General features: G+C 42.1%; 19 protein-coding genes and 5 pseudogenes. 17 read left to right on the top strand and 7 right to left on the bottom strand.

The genetic code is table 11. The features are described 5' to 3' along the window. A partial coding sequence (locus tag JC606_RS00840) for an IS110 family transposase (RefSeq protein ID WP_198777602.1) occupies positions 1-541 on the bottom strand: 541 nt, incomplete at its 3' end. A gap of 138 nt (positions 542-679) precedes the next feature. Here JC606_RS00840 and JC606_RS00835 point away from each other — a divergent pair. The 17 genes and pseudogenes from JC606_RS00835 to JC606_RS00760 all read left to right on the top strand — a co-directional run bounded on the left by JC606_RS00835 (position 680) and on the right by JC606_RS00760 (position 10,960). Beyond that, positions 680-1,777: a hypothetical protein gene (locus JC606_RS00835; RefSeq protein ID WP_198777601.1), complete on the top strand. Its 1,098-nt coding sequence runs from the start codon at positions 680-682 to the stop codon at positions 1,775-1,777. Positions 1,778-1,892: 115 nt separating this feature from the next. Next, a complete protein-coding gene (locus JC606_RS00830) occupies positions 1,893-2,468 on the top strand; it encodes an NADPH-dependent FMN reductase (protein WP_198777600.1) in 576 nt (191 codons plus the stop codon). 157 nt (positions 2,469-2,625) lie between these two features. After that, positions 2,626-2,910 carry a MazG nucleotide pyrophosphohydrolase domain-containing protein gene (locus tag JC606_RS00825; protein ID WP_198777599.1) on the top strand — a complete coding sequence of 95 codons (285 nt, stop codon included), beginning with the start codon at positions 2,626-2,628 and terminating at the stop codon, positions 2,908-2,910. Positions 2,911-3,087: 177 nt separating this feature from the next. After that, a pseudogene (locus JC606_RS00815) lies at positions 3,088-3,585 on the top strand (GNAT family N-acetyltransferase). A 126-nt stretch (positions 3,586-3,711) separates the two neighbouring features. Then, complete coding sequence (locus tag JC606_RS00810) at positions 3,712-4,134, top strand: GNAT family N-acetyltransferase (protein ID WP_198777597.1); 423 nt, start codon at positions 3,712-3,714, stop codon at positions 4,132-4,134. Positions 4,135-4,533: 399 nt separating this feature from the next. Beyond that, positions 4,534-5,271, top strand: a complete 738-nt coding sequence (locus tag JC606_RS00805) for an SDR family NAD(P)-dependent oxidoreductase (protein ID WP_137406395.1) — start codon at positions 4,534-4,536, stop codon at positions 5,269-5,271. A gap of 150 nt (positions 5,272-5,421) precedes the next feature. Continuing rightward, positions 5,422-6,057, top strand: a complete 636-nt coding sequence (locus tag JC606_RS00800) for a hypothetical protein (RefSeq protein WP_233090014.1) — start codon at positions 5,422-5,424, stop codon at positions 6,055-6,057. 132 nt (positions 6,058-6,189) lie between these two features. Beyond that, a complete protein-coding gene (locus tag JC606_RS00795; RefSeq protein WP_137406397.1) occupies positions 6,190-6,723 on the top strand; it encodes a DUF6817 domain-containing protein in 534 nt (177 codons plus the stop codon). Between the two features lie 145 nt (positions 6,724-6,868). Beyond that, positions 6,869-7,324, top strand: coding sequence for a GNAT family N-acetyltransferase (locus JC606_RS00790; RefSeq protein ID WP_198777595.1), 456 nt, complete (start codon positions 6,869-6,871; stop codon positions 7,322-7,324). 440 nt (positions 7,325-7,764) lie between these two features. Beyond that, positions 7,765-8,391, top strand: a complete 627-nt coding sequence (locus JC606_RS00785; protein ID WP_198777594.1) for a LysE family translocator — start codon at positions 7,765-7,767, stop codon at positions 8,389-8,391. Positions 8,392-8,610: 219 nt separating this feature from the next. Next, complete coding sequence (locus JC606_RS23635; RefSeq protein ID WP_443083676.1) at positions 8,611-8,766, top strand: hypothetical protein; 156 nt, start codon at positions 8,611-8,613, stop codon at positions 8,764-8,766. Further along, a pseudogene (locus tag JC606_RS23630) lies at positions 8,767-9,023 on the top strand (RraA family protein); the annotation flags it as partial. Between the two features lie 33 nt (positions 9,024-9,056). Next, positions 9,057-9,248 (top strand): hypothetical protein, encoded by a 192-nt coding sequence (locus JC606_RS23625; protein ID WP_004742199.1) that lies wholly within the window; start codon positions 9,057-9,059, stop codon positions 9,246-9,248. Between the two features lie 164 nt (positions 9,249-9,412). Further along, on the top strand, positions 9,413-9,835 hold the full coding sequence (locus JC606_RS00775) for a hypothetical protein (RefSeq protein ID WP_137406399.1): 423 nt from the start codon (positions 9,413-9,415) through the stop codon (positions 9,833-9,835). A gap of 44 nt (positions 9,836-9,879) precedes the next feature. Then, entirely contained in the window at positions 9,880-10,293 is a 414-nt protein-coding gene (locus JC606_RS00770; protein ID WP_137406400.1) for a hypothetical protein, read from the top strand. Positions 10,294-10,354: 61 nt separating this feature from the next. Then, positions 10,355-10,687: a YnfA family protein gene (locus tag JC606_RS00765; RefSeq protein ID WP_137406401.1), complete on the top strand. Its 333-nt coding sequence runs from the start codon at positions 10,355-10,357 to the stop codon at positions 10,685-10,687. A 57-nt stretch (positions 10,688-10,744) separates the two neighbouring features. After that, entirely contained in the window at positions 10,745-10,960 is a 216-nt protein-coding gene (locus tag JC606_RS00760; protein ID WP_137406402.1) for a DUF6434 domain-containing protein, read from the top strand. A gap of 85 nt (positions 10,961-11,045) precedes the next feature. On the opposite strand, the pseudogene JC606_RS00755 reads toward JC606_RS00760, so the two are convergent. The 6 genes and pseudogenes from JC606_RS00755 to JC606_RS00730 all read right to left on the bottom strand — a co-directional run. Beyond that, a pseudogene (locus tag JC606_RS00755) lies at positions 11,046-12,240 on the bottom strand (TolC family protein); the annotation flags it as partial. Then, a pseudogene (locus JC606_RS00750) lies at positions 12,234-12,578 on the bottom strand (efflux RND transporter periplasmic adaptor subunit); the annotation flags it as partial. The pseudogenes JC606_RS00750 and JC606_RS00755, both read right to left, overlap by 7 nt. 99 nt (positions 12,579-12,677) lie before the next feature. Next, positions 12,678-13,536, bottom strand: a pseudogene (locus tag JC606_RS00745) (LysR family transcriptional regulator). A 177-nt stretch (positions 13,537-13,713) separates the two neighbouring features. Further along, positions 13,714-14,373, bottom strand: coding sequence for a sugar transferase (locus tag JC606_RS00740; RefSeq protein ID WP_102426233.1), 660 nt, complete (start codon positions 14,371-14,373; stop codon positions 13,714-13,716). A gap of 9 nt (positions 14,374-14,382) precedes the next feature. Further along, entirely contained in the window at positions 14,383-15,570 is a 1,188-nt protein-coding gene (locus tag JC606_RS00735; protein ID WP_198777593.1) for a glycosyltransferase family 2 protein, read from the bottom strand. Next, positions 15,567-16,667 carry a glycosyltransferase gene (locus JC606_RS00730; protein ID WP_137406404.1) on the bottom strand — a complete coding sequence of 367 codons (1,101 nt, stop codon included), beginning with the start codon at positions 16,665-16,667 and terminating at the stop codon, positions 15,567-15,569. Before JC606_RS00730 ends, JC606_RS00735 begins: the two co-directional genes overlap by 4 nt. Between the last annotated feature and the right edge of the window lie 196 nt (positions 16,668-16,863).

Genomic DNA, 16,863 nt, shown 5'->3' with positions numbered 1-16,863 from the left:
GATCGGTCAGCCACCGTAGATGCTTTTTAGACCAGTTATCATTCACCGTCGCTTGGATATTATTGCGAAGAAGAAAGCCTTTGAGTTGGAACTTTGCGTCTTTGAGATCTTTCATAGCCGTTTCTCTGGCACGTGATAGGTCTCGAATGGCTTCATCTTCTGCTTCCGGAACATAGATGGGTGTGAGCTCTTCGGCTTTTAACAGCTTGGCGAGCTTTGCAGCATCTCGTTTGTCAGTTTTAACTCTATCGCCTGGCTTCTTAGGTATAAGTGATGGAGCGACGACATAGCAGCAGTGTCCAAGGCTCGTAATCAGGCGATAAGTCCAGTAACCACATGGTCCAGCTTCATAGACAAAGTGCAGAGTGGCTTTTGGATACTTGGATTGCAGTTGCTTGGCCAATTTAATTAGCGCGGCCTTATTGGATTTAATACGGCCTAACTGTTGTGGGTTTGCCCCTCGATGTTCTTGTAAAACAGCGTCTTGAATAAATGACTTATGCGTATCTAAGCCAATGAAAATTATGCTATCTTTACTCATGCTAGCCTCCAAATTTAGTTGTTTAACGCACTAATTATGGCTCTGGCTTTCAGCTAACCCACGATATTGGAGGCTAGCACCTTTCGTGGGGGTCATTATGTCTATGCATTTCTCATTTTCAAACATTAAGGAGGTTAAATGGCTCAAGGTATTATTTCCGATAATTGGTCTCTCGAAGATATTTCAAACTTATTCATTCGTGGTATGGAAGATATACATGCTGACGAAATAGTTGTTCAAAATGATGAACATCAGTACAAACCCGTTAGTTATCCATCGATTCAGACGGAAGCGTTGTTCGACTTTCTCACCGATTTGGTTCTACGTGATGAAATTTTAGTCGAAGAAAAGTTTGAACATGCATGGGTTAGAACACAAAGTCCAATTTTAGCGGCGAGGAGTTTAGGCGTAGTAAGAAGCTATGCGTTTTTGCAAGAGCCTCATAAGTTGGTCGAGCCGCGTAATCGCATTATTGAACATATGAGTTCGACTGAGTCTCTTAAACTTGCTCACCAAGAAAATGTTCTTAGTTGGAAAGAAGCGAATCAAGTTCAGTACCCTGTGTTATCTGCAACGATGTGGGGTGGCGCTGGAATGTGCGCAAGAAGCTTTGTCTACGAGAAAAGCTATACTCCACACCCTCTAAGAAAAAGATTCTTTGTTAATTCAGGCTTTATGTTGCCATCTGCCGATGCGCTCCATCAACTGACATCATTTCTAAATGATGAGCAGATGAAGGTATCAAAAAAGGTTTATGGTACGGATGCTTTGTATTCTTTATTTGTAAACATGCCAGCTATTCCGATCCGAGTGATTCAAGAATCAAACTCGCCTAGCCAGATGATTGCAGTTGCATTAGAAATGCGAGATGACTTTTTAAAACTAAGAGAGTGGTTAAAGTTATTTCAGAACGCACTATCTCAAGATGATGTTAAAGAAATTGCTAATTATCGTAAGCAGTTAGATTCAGTGTCAGACTATGTTAATGCAAAAATTGGATTAGGGTCTGCTCAGAAACCTGTAACAATGGAAGCTGGTATGGGTATCTTTAAAATGGTTACTCAAGCTAACCCTGTTAATACTCTAAAAAACCAGTTTGGTATTCGAGCAACCTTAAATGGTCTTATTTTCGGTTCAAATGGTAAGCCTGAGATAAAGAAATTTATCAATATGTTTGATCAACGGGGTACAGCTATTGGGTATGACATTGAGCAGAACTTTACAAAAAATGCATAACAAAGCCATCAATTTGATGCATTACACTGCGCATTCTTGGTTTGAAGTTTGGCGGGTTTTGTAAGTGCAGTGGGTGCACAACTTATGGCGGCGTTAGCATTCGGCAGGAGGTAACATGTACATTTTGGTAGTAAGTTCGAGCTTGGATCCAAACAGTCGAAGTCGTCAAATCGCTAAGCTATGTATTGATGAACTACAATCGTTGGATAGACAAGTTAAATTTGTTGATTTGGCCGAACTTAATGTGCCAAATTTTGATAACGACAAAATATATCAGACAGAACAATATAAGGCGTTACATAAGTTAACGTCTGAGGCGAGTGGTATCGTTTTATGTAGCCCAATTTATAATTGGGGGTGTTGTTCTGAGTTAAAGAAATACATTGAATATGTTGGGTCTACAACTCCTGATGGTAGTTTAACTGGCGCGCTCTTCGATAAAGTCGTGACGTTTGTAACCACAGCGGGGCTACCTCATAGTTACATGGCTGACTCTGCGCTCTCGACGTCACTAAGCATTGATTTCAAGTGTATTATCAATCCCTACAACTTGTATGTTCATAATCGTCACTGGGTCAATGATACCCTTTCGGATGAAAGGCTACCCAGGCTTGAAAAGTCAATGAAAGTAATGGACGAGCTCTGTAGTTTATTGAGTGCTAGAACATATAAGTCTGGGTGGGAACTGTGATGCATACAATCTGTTTAAAAGTGATTCGTAATGCTTGGCATTTTTGCTATGCGTAGGTATTAGTGTGTAAGGTGGTATGCGGCGGCTTCCGTATTGCGTTGCTCATACCTCAACGGGACGCTATACACTTTATGAAAGATGATACAAAAAGGATGTTATGAAGTTATCTGAGTTACAAAGTCATATAAAAGAATTCGATTATGCTCCAGAGCAATCTGAACACTATTTTTTAAAACTAATCGAAGAAGTTGGCGAATTATCGGAATCTATTCGCAAAGGTAAACCTGGGCAACCAACTCTAGAACAACTCAAAGGTTCAATCGCAGAAGAGTTATATGACGTCTTGTACTATGTTTGTGCTTTAGCCAATATTCACGATGTAAACCTTGAGAAAACGCATGAACTAAAAGAAGTTTTGAATAAGGTTAAATACAACCGATAGGACGCGTATAACAAACCGTTCAAGAATGATTTGCAACGCGTGGCATTTTTATCATGCGTTGGTTTTAGTGATTAAGGTGGGATGCGGCGGCTTCAGTGTTGCGTTGCTCACCCCTTAGCAGGGTGTTATGAAATAAGGAGAGTTCAGCAATTGAAGATACAAACAGACAGATTAGAAATGGTTCAAATTACTGCTGATGACTGGGGTTTATTCCAGTCTCTGAATCAAGACCCAGCAGTAATTAGCCTATGTTTTGATGAACCATCACCCGAGGCTATTTAGGAAAGCTTTGAGTCGAGGCTTCCTGCCTGGAATAAAAGCTCTGATCATTCGTTGTGTCTGACCATGGCTTTGAATGAGACGGGTGAAAAAATTGGCGTTACCGGTTTTCGAATAACTGAGGGTAAAGCTGAAGTTGGTTACTTAATTCTGCCTAAATATCATGGTCAAGGTTTCGGAACGGAGTCCTTAAAAGCTTTGCTTAAGTCAGCTTCAAAGGGACAAGGTATTCGAATGTTTGGCGCTATAGTGACTGAAGGAAATATAGGTTCAGAGAAAGTACTTACTAAAAGTGGATTGTCTTTGAAAGAAGTAGTGCCAGAAGCTTATAAAATAGGCGGTAAGTTGTACGTAGACCACATCTACAGCTACGAAAATGTTGTTTCATATCAATAAATTTAATAAGATTCGCAACACTTGGCACTTTAGGTTTAAATCAGCTTTAGTATTTACAGCACAATGCTTCAAGTAGGTGGTAGCGTTGCTCACTATTTAATTTGGTGTTATTCAAATGGAGAAAAAATGAGAATTTTTGAAGCCGATAGCTCTATGAAAGATGCTGTTGGTCAATTCTATAAAGAGCAGGGCTATCATAGCGCTTGGTCTAATACTGAAAGAGCATTTATCTGCCTCAACGATGGTGCGATTATCGGCTCAGTGAAAGTTGAGCTTATTAATGACGTGACGATACTCAGGGGCATGTACATTGCGAGTGAGTTTCAAGGTCAAGGTCTAGGACTTCAATTTCTTAAGCACATTGAGCCTGTTTTAAATTTGCGTACCGCCTATTGTATGCCGCTTGTTCATGTAACAGATTTCTACAAGCATATTGGCTTCAATGAGGTTGAAGAAAGTCGGTATCCTGGGTTTCTACAACAACGTTGTGAAAAGTATCGTGAAATGGGGTATGCGATTACAACGATGCGTCGTGAAAAATTTGCATAACAATCTGCTTAAGAGTGATTCACAACACTTGGCATTTTTACTATGCGTTGGTTTTAGTGTGTAAGGTGACGACAGATTGAAGGGAAGTTGGCGTTGGGTGTTTTAATACTAACAATTGGCCCAGCATTCGCTCTAGATCTAATCTTCAGCGAGTACCATCTTCCAAAGGTTGGTCATGTGGTTAGTTTTAGCTTAGGTGTTATTCTTTTATATGGTTTTCAACAACGTGGTAAAACTTGCTACTAAATTGGCGATTAAAATTGATTCACAATGCATGGCATTTTCACTATGGGCTTATTTAAGGCGTTAAGGTGGTATTCAGAAGGATCTATGTTGCGTTTTTCACCACTTAATGCAGCATGATTGGTCACTATACATATCTAGAAAAGGAGTTCAAACTTGAAAGTAGCTTTAGTAACTGGTGGTTCGAAAGGTATCGGACTAGGTCTCGTTCTACGCCTAGTAGAATTGGGTTATAGGGTTGTCACGTGCTCACGTTCTGAAGCAGGGTGGGGGAAAGTGCTTGCTATATATCCAGAATTAGACGCTGTGGATCATAGGGTTGTAGATATTGCTGACCAAGAGCAACTAGCGGGTCTATTCTCCTATATTGAATCCGAATATAAGAAACTAGATATTGCAGTAAATAACGCTTCTCCAGCGCTGGTTTCACGAGGTTATCTACATAAAGTTGACATCGAATTACTTAAAGAAACCCTCAATGTGGATTTCTTGTGTCAGGCTTTATGTCTGCGAGCAGAATTAAAGTTAATGGGGCCTGGCTCAAACATAGTGAATTTAAGTTCGGTGAATGGCCTTAGACCAACGCCAAATGCATCAATGTACAGCGCGTCTAAACATGCTTTGGAAGGATTAACGCGCTCAGTTGCACTTGAGAGTATTGGATCTGGTATTCGAATTAATGCGGTAGCGCCAGGTGTAACATGGACCCCACGTTGGGAAGAGCGCCAACTGGAAAATGAAAATATCCGCTCGGAGGTATCTCAAGCCGTTCCCATGAAGCGGTTTGGTTGTACCAATGAGATAGTAGACGCAATAGAGTTTTTACTTTCAGACAAGGCTACTTATATAGTAGGGCACACATTGGTAGTAGACGGTGGTTTGTCTTTGGCATAAATGGCGATAATCTGTTTAATATGATTCACAACATTTGGCGCTTTTCGACGCTTTGCGTGTAGTGTTGAAGGTGGTGTAGCTGAGTCCGATGACAACGTGCTCACTACCTTTGTTTACCGTTATTCAAAAATTTCGAGGGTATTGTTGACTATGTTTCCAAAGTTGAGACAGCCAGAAGGTAGTTTGTATTGTGGACCTTATTGTATTACTGCTTATTTAAAAAGTATGGATAAATTACCCCTTAACTCGCCTCTTAAGCTACATAAATTTGATGCGGTGCAGGTTTCATTCACGGGGGCTCCTGTCGAAGTTAATGGTTTAGAAGAATTGAAAGACTTCGCTTTTGAACTCTATAAGATCACGGGAATAATTACTCCCGGCGAGTACCCAGAATACATTGAACACTCCGGCTACAATTCATTAGGAGCAATGCTCTATGTTCTTCGTCAATTTGGCATAGAGTGTGAGGTACTTATTAGAGATGCACAAACGGATGAATATTTGCGGCGAGTTTTCCCTATCGAATTTGAGCTAATTGAAAAGCTGGGTGTTTCAACAAAAGTTTTGTCGTTAGGCAAGTCGACACCCAACAACACAATGTTGATATCAGTTATCAGGGTCAATGGTTCACTGCATTACGTACTTAACGATGCTAAGGGCAACTGGTTTGATTCAGGTATAACTGGTACTAGAGCCGAGTGGGACTCAATTGAGAATTGGCACACTGCAGCTAACAAGCGTGAAGGCGCTGCTTGGTTAGGGATATCAATTCGAGTCAAATATTAAGTACAAAACAAACTACCTAACAAAGATTCTCGCGCTTGGCAGTTTCAGCCTCATCTTTATGACCACACGAAATTCAGTTCAAGTGGTATGGCGTAATTATTCATTGGCTGGTTTTTAACCTTAAGGAGATTTATGGACAAATTTTTGATGCTTCAAGAACTTGGTGCGGGTGACTTTCAGCACCTTAACGGTTCATTGGAAGCACACTTGAAAGGAACTGAACAAGTTCTAATTAACTGGGGTAGTAGCGAGCTACTTCAAATCGCAGGTCTCTTCCATGCCGCGTATGGAACAGCAGGTTTCGATGAAAATATGGTGTCGTTAAGCCAGCGTCAAGACATAGCACGAATTATTGGTAATGATGAAGAAGCATTGGTTTATTTGTATTGTTCATGTGACCGAGACTATGTATTTCCTCAATTTGGTAAAGTGCCAGAAATCGAGTTTAAAGACAGATTTACTGGTTCAATATTCAAACTCGAGAGTGCAACGGTGAAGTTGTTTTGCGAGTTAACGGTCGCTAATGAGCTAGAGCTTGTCTATAACAGTGAAGAGTTCAAGCTCAAATATGGTTCTGAGCTATTTGAACTGTTCCAAGGTATGGATAGCTACTTAAGCTCCGAGGCAAGAAAGGCGTACAAATCAGCATTGTCGAATTTTGCATAACATTTGTTCAAGAGCGATTCGGCACGTATGTCATTTTCCATCCAATAGTTGAGTTCGATTTCTACGATGGTAAGGTGAAGCTTTGTCGTCGCATTGCTAATACTTAAATGCGGCGTAAGTAGTCAGAAGTAAAAAGGATTTATAGATGGAATTAAAGTATCGTTCAGCTGAATTTGAAGATTTGGAAAGCCTTGTTGCTTTGCTTTCAAATGACCTACTTGGTAGTAAACGAGAAGATGCGTCTATTCCGTTGAATCGTGGCTATATTGAAGCGTTCGAAGCGATTACCCGAGACCCAAACAACGAATTATTGGTTGTTGAACTGGAAGGCGCTCTAGTCGGGATGCTTCAACTAACCTTTATTCCGTATCTGACACATATTGGTAGTTGGCGCTGTCTTATCGAAGGTGTTCGAATCCATAGTGACTATCGTGGACAAGGTTTCGGTGAGCAAATGTTCGGACACGCTATCGAACTGGCAAAAAACAAAGGCTGTACAATCGTTCAGTTAACAAGTGACAAGCAGCGCCCTGATGCCATCAGGTTCTATGAGAAACTTGGATTCAAAGCAACACACGAAGGGTTCAAACTCGCGCTGTAGGATATCTGCTAACCAACTATTTAGTGAATTGCATCGCTTTTGATCATGCTTTGCGTTTCATTGCTTACTGTAGAATTGGCTGTTGCTTTCAAAATATAAAAATGAACCCTTTTCTCATTTTAAGTTATTGAAATTGCGATAGTGCCACGCGTTCTTTTTTCAGCCCAATTTCGTCTCTCAATTGTAGCAAAGTTTTCTAGCCACCCGTCTCACTTTTTTACTCAACCTCTTTCATATTATCTCAATTTTCAATATGTTTGCGCACATGAATTTAAGTGGTGAATTTATCGATATATTGCTTAAGAATTGTTTGTCGTGCATGAATTTTTACTTTGCGGTGTTTTATTTGATTTGGGTGCTGCCCCTTAACTTTTGTATTGTATCGTTCAAACCTTTTCGATTCGCCATACCACAATGTGCTTAAAATAAGAGGAAAAGAAATGGATTTAAATTCAGTGCTATTATTTGTGGTTGCTTGCCTGGCGATCAATATGATTCCAGGGCCTGATGTCATCTACATTGTTTCAAATACAATGAAAGGAAAGATGGTGAGTGGAATGAAAGCTGCTGTTGGCTTGGGTGTTGGTTACTTCATCCATACTTTAGCCGCATGCTTAGGCTTATCCGCAATAATTTTGAGCTCTGCTTTAGCTTTTAGTGTTGTGAAATGGCTAGGTGCTTTGTACTTGGTGTACTTGGGTATTCAGTCCCTAATCTCAATGTGGCGAGGGGGTAACAAAATTGTTGTGAGTGAAAACGCCGATACCGAGAGAAGCGTATTTGTTCAAGGTGTCATTGTTAGCGTTTTAAACCCAAAGGTTGCACTCTTTTTCCTTTCGTTTCTGCCTCAATTTATTGATACATCAGTTGGCTCTGCTTCAACACAATTATTGATACTTGGTTTGTTGTTTAGTGCGTTAGCAACACTATGTAATGTTTTATACGCCTCAGTGGGAAGCTGGGTGTTTAGTCGACCAAATTCTGAACGTTATTCTCGAACACTTGAGGGTGTATCTGGTTTTTTGCTTATTGGGTTGGCAGGTAAAGTTGCAATCAGCGAGCGCTAGTCACATAACATAAGTACCAATTCGATTTAATATACTCGGCAATCTCTGTTTGCCGAGTTCTTCTCGCTTTAATACATCAATACAAAGTTAATTTGCATAGTCGTTATCGTGTTATGCATTAACAGGTAATACGGTTTTTTCGATGACAATGGGCTAATACTAGATTCACTTTGCTTGGCATTTCTTGGGTTAAGCATGGTTCAAACAAGGAGTGTAAATATGAAGCAAGACTTTTCTACATTAGCGACAACCGAGTACGGAAACATATTGGGTAACCAGTACTTTATGGATTTCAATATTGGTCCTCTTTGGCAGGACATGCCGCGAATTTGTGGCGAAGCTTTTACGGTTCAGTTAGCTGCTGGTGATAACTGAATGCTTCATTCTGCAATATACGAAGCACCAAAAGGCTCAATCATTGTCGTCGATGGCGTTGATAGCGAATATGCAGTAGCAGGAGGCAATGTATGCGCAGTTGCTAAGAGCCGAGGCATAAAAGGCTTTATTATTGACGGTGTTATTCGGGACTTAGGTGAAATTACAGACATGAAATTCCCAGTTTTGCTAAAGGTGTTCATCCAGTTCCGGGAAAAAAAGAGGTTTATTCTGAACTAGGTACTGAAATTAGATGTGGAGGCATAAACGTCTCAACGGGAGATATCATTGTGGCTGATATCGAGGGAATTGCTGTTATTCCTCAGTCCAGAAAAGATGAGGTATTTTTAATGGCTTCAGAGAAGGCCAATAAAGAAGCCTCGTTAACATTGGCTCAGTGGGAAGAGAATCATAAGGCGAAGATCAAGCAAGCAATAATCTGTGCGAAACAAAAACAAAGCGTGCAAAATGATGTAGGTTGACCCAAAGATTTAAGGCTTACGTTACATAAGATTCACCAAAGACTGAGTCTTCTATCGAGTTGTTGAGATATAAGTGCATTTCAGATGCGCTGTTTTTGGTAATTAACGTTCCCTGTCGATTATCGACTTTTTCTTCAAGCTAATTACTAAGACAGGGAACTGAAATGAACAGATTAACATGGACTGCACTTGCGCCGCTTTTGCTATCAATGGCCATGGTGTTTAGCACTTATAGTTATGGAAGCGAGAGTGGGTTAGAAGCGTTCACTGTCTCTTTGGTGTTGTCTGCGCCTTTAATTTTTACCTTTTTGCTCGTTTTCTCATTTTGCCAAGATGGCGCTGCTGACAGGCATGCGTTACTTGGAACCATTGCCATTTGTATGCATCTATCTACGGTATTGTTACATGTTTGGTGGAATGGGTTCATGTTCACCGATGTGACCAGAAACGACGATTTAGGGCCAGCACAAGGGTACTCTGGTTTGATACTTTGGCTGGGTAGTATCAAGGCAATGATCATTGGCGTCGCTGTTGGAGTCTGCGCACATTTCGTGACTCGAATGGTTAGAAGGCTGGTCTTCAGATAAGATTACGTAGCTTACCAACACCTCTAACAAAAGGAGTTTGAAGTATGTTTTATAGCAAGGAGCTCAACAAAGGGTTGCTCTTGATCCTCATTGTGCTTAGCGTGTTTATTGTATTTGCATCTGACAACGGCTTCGGAGCCTTGTTTGCCCTGTCGACAAACGCTTTAATTGCGATTCTCTTTTTCTCCATGACGATTGAGCTAAAAGGCGACACACTGACTTGGTATTTCGGTTTTGGTTTTTGGCGTAAGGCTGTGAAGGTATCTGATATCGTCGAGACATCGTTTTATCAAACTAAGTGGTATCAAGGTATTGGTATCCGAATGTTGAGTGATGGATGGCTGTATAACGCATCAACAGGCTCAGCAATAAAGCTAAGCTTAAGCGTTGGAAAAAACATTTATATTGGTTGTAAAGACGCACAAGGTTTGAAGGTTGCGTTGAGTAAAAGCAGTTAGTCGAATGAAGTGACTAACTGTGTGAATGATCTGGGTTGGTTTTAACGGGTACAGGTAAATTGTGATTGAATTTAAAACGGTAGGTCTTTTTGTACTTACGGCGATAGCGGAAATAGTAGGGTGTTATTTACCTTACCTTTGGCTAAGGGAAGACAAGAGTGTTTGGTTACTTATTCCGGCGGCCATCAGCCTTGCCGCATTTGCTTGGTTACTCACGCTACACCCTACAGCAACAGGGCGAGTTTATGCGGCTTACGGTGGTGTGTACATCTCAGTCGCACTGGTATGGCTGTGGCTTATCGATGGTGAGAAGCCAACAACGTGGGATCTAGTTGGTGGTTCGGTGGCGCTGCTTGGTATGGCGATTATTATGTTCGCACCAAGAAACGTGTAATTAGACGCTGTTCCGGCGCAATTTGAATTGATTATTTTCAAGAAGGAATGAGAGTACATGACAAAGGTTGATTGGCACAAAAATCTTATAGATGAGAACACGTTAATCACAGATAGCTATAAAACGACTCAGAATGTCCGTCGATATTTTAAATCCCAACTTGGTGAACAGTTTAAGTTTGATCGTGATTTCATGTTTTGGATGAAAAGCTCAACGGGATTAACGATGGGTGATGCCGTACAAGAGTGGGCGAAGCGCAACCAAGCTAAGTAGTCACGTTTGTATGAATAGAAAAATACCGCTGATTGATTCAGCGGTATTTTTTGTTTATTGCTTTGGTGAATTGTGTGTCGGTCTTTTAATTTACAGCAGCTAACTCGACATTTTCTGTATTGTTAGAGACTTTCCAATCACCACCGAGTGCTTTATATACAGCGATAGTGCTGTTCGCGGTTTGTAGCTTGGCGGCCTTGCATCATCTTTGGTTGTCTTTGTGCATCTAACACAGACAAGTAATCAACAAGGCCAGCTTTGTACAAGGATTTTGCCTTATTGACGGCGTTATCGACGGCGAGGGTGGCTTCATCAATACGCTTTTGATTCTCTTGGCTGCGACCGTACGCGAACAAGCTTGAATCTACTTCAGCGAATGCGCTGTCTACCGAATGTTGGTAATTAAGTGCTGCTGAGCGGAATCTTGCTTCATTCATCTCGACCATGGCTTCACCGCGGCCACCATCAAACACATTCCAACTAATACCCGCTGACGCAGCCCAACCGAATGAGTCGCTACTGAACAAGTCGTCAAAACTTCCAGCGGTAACGCCAGGTGTACCCGTTAAGAAGAACTTTGGATAACGATTGGCAATACTCGCACCAAGTTCCTCGTTGATAGCGGCCATTTCACGTTCTGCGATGCGAATGTCTGGGCGCTGTTCCAATAAATCTGAAGGGATGCCTGTCGGGATAACGTCCTTCATTCTTGGCAGAGTATAGTCACCCGCTAAACGCTGATTAATGTTCGAAAGTGACTCACCTAGTAATACCACCATACGCTGCTTGTGAACTTGTTCTGCAATTTCTAGCTGAGGAACAATAGATTCCGTTGCAGCGAGCATCGCTTTGGCCTGTGTCAGATCTAACCCAGAGCCATAACCGCTTCGAACCACTTTGGTGACGAGTTCAAGCGTTCGTTGTTGGTCTTGTATGTTCTCCATGGCGATTGCTTTGCGTTCTTGAGCGCCACGGTATTGAAGGTAGTTGTGGATCACGTCTGCGGTGATTAACGTATTTAACCCCGATTGGAAGATTTCGGCTTGTTCGACACGAATCGAAGCTGCGTTTGCTTGTCTGTCGATGCGTCCAAACAGGTCCATTTCCCACGCGATGCTCGCGCCAAGAAAACCGCCATCGTGTTGTGCCTCCAGCAATGACATACCGGTTGCTGATTCAACCGCATCTGACGCGCCAAATACTGGGCCGAGTAGGGAGTCATTCTCACTCAGTTGATAGTTGTAGTAACCACCACCGACATTCACGGTCGGTACTCTAAAGCGCGAGCTTGCAGCTCCTCTAATGCAACTTGGTAATCGTGTGGGTCGAGTTGAGCGATAGGCTGACCTTTTTGCACTCGATCGCCCGTTTTAACGAGCAATTCTTGTATGGTGCCGAGAACACGGAATGCCACGCCTGCGGTTTCTACTGATTGAAGCTTCCCTGTGAAGGTTTTACTCGACTGTTGAGATGCAGATTCAAGTTGGATAACTTGAATTGGACGCTCTTCCGTTACTTTAGATGAATCTGCAGTTGGCTCCGTAGAAACAGAATGGTTGCAACCGAAAAGAGGGAGAAGAGTGGCTGCGAGTAGAGAGTAGCGATAGATGGACATCATGAATTGCTCCTAAATATTGATGGAGCAATTCTATCGAGATGAAGACTAGAGATAATCAGTGCTAACGTTATAACACTGTCATAAAAATCGAGACAATAGCTATAGTTTTGGTAGTTCTTGTAACAAGAAATCAATCAATAATTGACTCGTATGGCTCAACGCTTTTCGTTGTGGATAAAGAAGCCAAGCTTCTTCTTGTTGCATGGTGTGATCAGGAAAAAGGTTAATCAGTGACCCTTCTTTAAGCTCTTGCCTCACCATGAGTTGTGGCAATAACGCAATGCCTCGGTGCCGCACCGACGCTCCTTTCACAAAGCCGATACTGTCACTAACGATAGACGGCTCTACTTTGATGACTTGATTTGATATTTCCCACTCTTTATCGATGTCACCACTTGGCCAACGAAAACAGACGAACGGAAATTTCGCTAACTCCTCAAGGGTGGCTGGCCTGCCGGTTTTAGCGATGTATTCTGGGCTAGAAACGAATATACGCTGTAGATCCATTACTTTACGTGCAACTACATTTGAGTCACTTAAACGACCGCCATGCATTGCAAGGTCTAACCCTTGGCGATACATGTCGATAAAACCGTTACTGATGCTGCGAATATCGAGTTCAATTTCTGGGTAGAGATCTTGGAACTTGAATAGGGTGGCTTGGACGATACCACCGGTCTCTGGAAGCAAACCGATTTTGACTCGACCATGAGGCACTTCTAGTAAGTTTGATGCCACGTGATTGGCTTTTTCCAAAGCACCCAATGCTTTCAACAGCTCGTTGTAATACAACTCGCCAGACTTGGTAACCGATAGGCTGCGCGTTGTACGGAAAAACAACTGTATATTGAGTGATTTCTCTAAATCATTGATTCGACGACTGACGTGCGTTCGCTGCAGCGGTAAAGCTTCCAAGCTCAACGACGATAGTAAATAATTTAAGACCTTCAATTTTCATAGCAAAGCGGCATTGAATACAAAGTGGGAATGTTCACGCGGCATCGTATATTAAATGGTATCTAAAATCGAAAAAAAACAATGAGTAGTTAATGACTCATTGGTTTTGATAGGACATAAATCAAAAAGTGCAGAATTACCCGTGACCGAATCTGATAAATGACTGCAAAGTCGATTTTTAGCGACCTCGGCCATCAACCATCACAACGATCGTTTTTGTGATAATGCGTAGGTCAGTCGCAATCCAAGATTTTACAGAGCATAGGCTTAATGCGTAACTGTGGTCGAATCCAACTTTACGGCGCACGTCTTCAATACAAGTGTCATAGCCTTGATTAACTTGTGCTAGCCCTGTGATACCAGGCATAACGCCATAAGTACGGTCAGCAAAGTAAGGAATCTCGTTTTCTAACTTCGTGTAGAAAGTTGGGCGTTCTGGGCGTGGACCAATTAGAGACATTTCACCCTTTAGCACATTGAATAACTGAGGGATTTCATCAAGTCGAGTTTTTCTTAAGAAGCGACCGACCGGCGTAATTCTGGGGTCGTTTTGTGTAGCCCAAACCGCACCAGAGCGAGACTCCGCATCTTCGTACATGCTTCTGAATTTCATGATCTCAAAGATTTCCATTTTCTCTGGTGTTGATTTACCGACGCGAAGCTGCCGATAAAGCACTGGACCACGAGAAGTGAGAACAATGGCTAGAGCAATGATAGGGAACACTGGTGACAAAATAATAAGTGCAACCAATGAGACTACAAAATCGAAGGTACGCTTCGCACGAGAGACTTTGTGTTGGTATAGGTTTTGATTTGATTGTTGGTCGATATTAATCATGGTCAATCCTTAACGATTTGCACGAGTCCAAGGTGAGTTTTCTAATCCAAGTAGGTAGCGTAAGCCACCGATGAAGTTGGCATAATGACCAACCACTAAATAAGAGATTAATGAAACAGGTTTGGTGACTAGGCGTTTCGGTAATATGCAGCCAAGTAAGCCAATGATGTATATCGCAATCTGTGCCCACAGCAGTGCTTCAAACACTAAATAGTGATTTAGGAGAGCTGAGCACACTAAGCACATGATCATCAAATAGGGGGTCAGTAGGCGTAGCCCTTTACCTGAAAAGAAAGCGAAAGCGATGCCTTTGAACTTAGGACTGAACAAGCCGAATAATCGGATAGCTTGCTGCATGTTACCTGCCGAGATACGTAAGCGACGTTTGAAATCGGTTTTGAGGTTTGACTCTTCAAGCTCCAGTGCAACCATTTGAGTTTCATATTCGGCGATATAGCCTTGCTTGACGATTTGCATCGGTAAAATGAAATCATCATTAATGGTATTGAGTGGCAGTGGTTCGAAAAGTGATGTTCTAAATAAGTAGAAGGCGCCATGAGAACCTAAGCTGGACCCCAAAGATGCTTCACACTGTTTCACTGCCGTTTGATATTGCCAATAGGTGTTTTCACCTTCGTTTCCTGTCGGGCATAACAGATAAGTAGCGTTAACGACACCAACCTTGTCACTTTCGAAGTGAGCAGCGGCAATTAAAAGTGCATCCAATGATATCAGGGCTGACACGTCACTAAGTGCTGTGATGTCGCTGGTTATGTTTGTCACTTCTTCGTTTACTACTGAGACTTTACCTCGGTTCTGAGTGTGTTCATGTATCTCGAAATGGATGTCACTGCACATTGCTTCTTGAATCGTCATCTGAGCAATGTCGACAGTATTATCAGTGCAGCCATCACACGCGATAATCACTCGTAGCTTCTTTTTCGGATAGTCGAGAGAAGCTAGGTTACGGACTTTATCTGCTATCCATTGCTCTTCGTTAAATGCCGGTACAAGAATGGTGATGCTTGGTAACGTACAATCTTGTTTTTCATCTTTGTAGCAGCGATGGCTTTCTTCTACTTGACGTGCTGGATGGCCTTTCGCATACCAGCGTAAAAGGATCGGATACGCTGCATGGTGATAGACAATCAACATTCCGGAAAACAAACACAAACCGGCTAATACCCAATCAATCATGCGCAAGCTCCTTGAGAAATATTGTCGTAAGACGCGACCATTTTCACTATATCGAAGTTGTCGAGAACATATTGGCGCGGTGATAGGACGCGTTGCTGCTGGCCCTCTAGCAGAGCGTTGGCTAACTCAATAATGTTTCCTTTTTTTACCAATGTGCCACTAATTGGACATAGCGTTTCATCCACTGCACCAACATCCATGGCTACCGTAGGAATATTGCAAGCTTGCGCTTCTAACGTAGACAGGGGTAGACCTTCGTGTCGTGAAGGAAGACAGAAAGTATCGAGCGAGCCATAAAATGTGGTCATGTCTTCAACTAACCCCAGAAATATTATGCGATCTTGTAAACCAAGTTTTGTCGTTAACGCTTCTAATTGGGTTCGCTTTGAGCCGTCGCCTGCAAACGCAACAATGAAATTAGCGGGAAGAAAGGAGAGCGCTTTGATAAGTTGATCTTGTCCCTTCACATGTTCTAAGCGTCCAGCACAGCCAACAATGTGTTTATCGTTAGGTAATTCGAGCTTTTGTCGAGCAATTGCTTTGGGCGTTGGCTTGAATTTATCGCAATCGACACCGTTTTTTATAGTGATGATATTGTTGTATGAAAAAGTATGACGAAGTTGGTCATAGACACGGGTCGCGTCAGCAACTAATGTCGGTTGAGCGGCTTTTAAAGCAAGGGCTTGAAGTCTTCGGCGCTTGTTGTTTTTTAAATGCCATGCGTCGTGCTCTGTATGGATTCGGGTTGGGACCCCCGAAATTCTCGCGGCATATCCAGCGTAGAGCAATGGACCAATGTGATGCGTATGGACGACGTCCGGGCGTATGACTTTAAAAGCCTTAATGAGTTTGACGATGACGCCGATTTGAACGCCCGGTGCTTTATCTAAAAACACGATCTGGTTTTGATACGGTTGTAGTTTCGGCCAATTTTTTATCGCTTCATCTTTGGTTCCTTCTAAGCTAACGATTAGTACTTGGTCGAGTGGCTTTGCAAGACGTAACAAGTCGAGAGTGAGTGTTTCTAAACCTCCTGGCGCTAGGTGCTGAACCACATGTATGACTTTCTTACGTTGGTTTGTATTTGGCTTTTCCATAATGCGGCTCCTTGCACTGACGTTTTAAGTCTTTTTGCTAAACATATTTGTTGTTATGACTGCAAAGTTGCACGTGCCGTGCCAGAAAATAAATTAAGTTTAATCAATGGCTTAATTTGATTTGGTGTCTGTTGATTTTACATTCTCAAAATAGGAATCAAAAGACAATCGACAGCGAGAGGAATCGGCTCAAATC

The sequence above is a fragment of the Vibrio sp. IB15 genome, assembly GCF_016406055.1.
In the GTDB taxonomy this organism is placed as follows: Bacteria; Pseudomonadota; Gammaproteobacteria; order Enterobacterales; family Vibrionaceae; genus Vibrio; species Vibrio chagasii.
Note: the sequence above shows the minus strand (reverse complement) of the source record. Positions and strands in the feature narration are given on the sequence as shown.

Coding starts and splice junctions, on each gene's coding strand:
- JC606_RS00835 (WP_198777601.1), top strand. CDS start 680: ATGGCTCAAGGTATTATTTCCGATAATTGGTCTCTCGAAGATATTTCA.
- JC606_RS00830 (WP_198777600.1), top strand. CDS start 1,893: ATGTACATTTTGGTAGTAAGTTCGAGCTTGGATCCAAACAGTCGAAGT.
- JC606_RS00825 (WP_198777599.1), top strand. CDS start 2,626: ATGAAGTTATCTGAGTTACAAAGTCATATAAAAGAATTCGATTATGCT.
- JC606_RS00810 (WP_198777597.1), top strand. CDS start 3,712: ATGAGAATTTTTGAAGCCGATAGCTCTATGAAAGATGCTGTTGGTCAA.
- JC606_RS00800 (WP_233090014.1), top strand. CDS start 5,422: ATGTTTCCAAAGTTGAGACAGCCAGAAGGTAGTTTGTATTGTGGACCT.
- JC606_RS00795 (WP_137406397.1), top strand. CDS start 6,190: ATGGACAAATTTTTGATGCTTCAAGAACTTGGTGCGGGTGACTTTCAG.
- JC606_RS00790 (WP_198777595.1), top strand. CDS start 6,869: ATGGAATTAAAGTATCGTTCAGCTGAATTTGAAGATTTGGAAAGCCTT.
- JC606_RS00785 (WP_198777594.1), top strand. CDS start 7,765: ATGGATTTAAATTCAGTGCTATTATTTGTGGTTGCTTGCCTGGCGATC.
- JC606_RS23635 (WP_443083676.1), top strand. CDS start 8,611: ATGAAGCAAGACTTTTCTACATTAGCGACAACCGAGTACGGAAACATA.
- JC606_RS00775 (WP_137406399.1), top strand. CDS start 9,413: ATGAACAGATTAACATGGACTGCACTTGCGCCGCTTTTGCTATCAATG.
- JC606_RS00770 (WP_137406400.1), top strand. CDS start 9,880: ATGTTTTATAGCAAGGAGCTCAACAAAGGGTTGCTCTTGATCCTCATT.
- JC606_RS00760 (WP_137406402.1), top strand. CDS start 10,745: ATGACAAAGGTTGATTGGCACAAAAATCTTATAGATGAGAACACGTTA.
- JC606_RS00740 (WP_102426233.1), bottom strand. CDS start 14,373: ATGATTAATATCGACCAACAATCAAATCAAAACCTATACCAACACAAA.
- JC606_RS00735 (WP_198777593.1), bottom strand. CDS start 15,570: ATGATTGATTGGGTATTAGCCGGTTTGTGTTTGTTTTCCGGAATGTTG.
- JC606_RS00730 (WP_137406404.1), bottom strand. CDS start 16,667: ATGGAAAAGCCAAATACAAACCAACGTAAGAAAGTCATACATGTGGTT.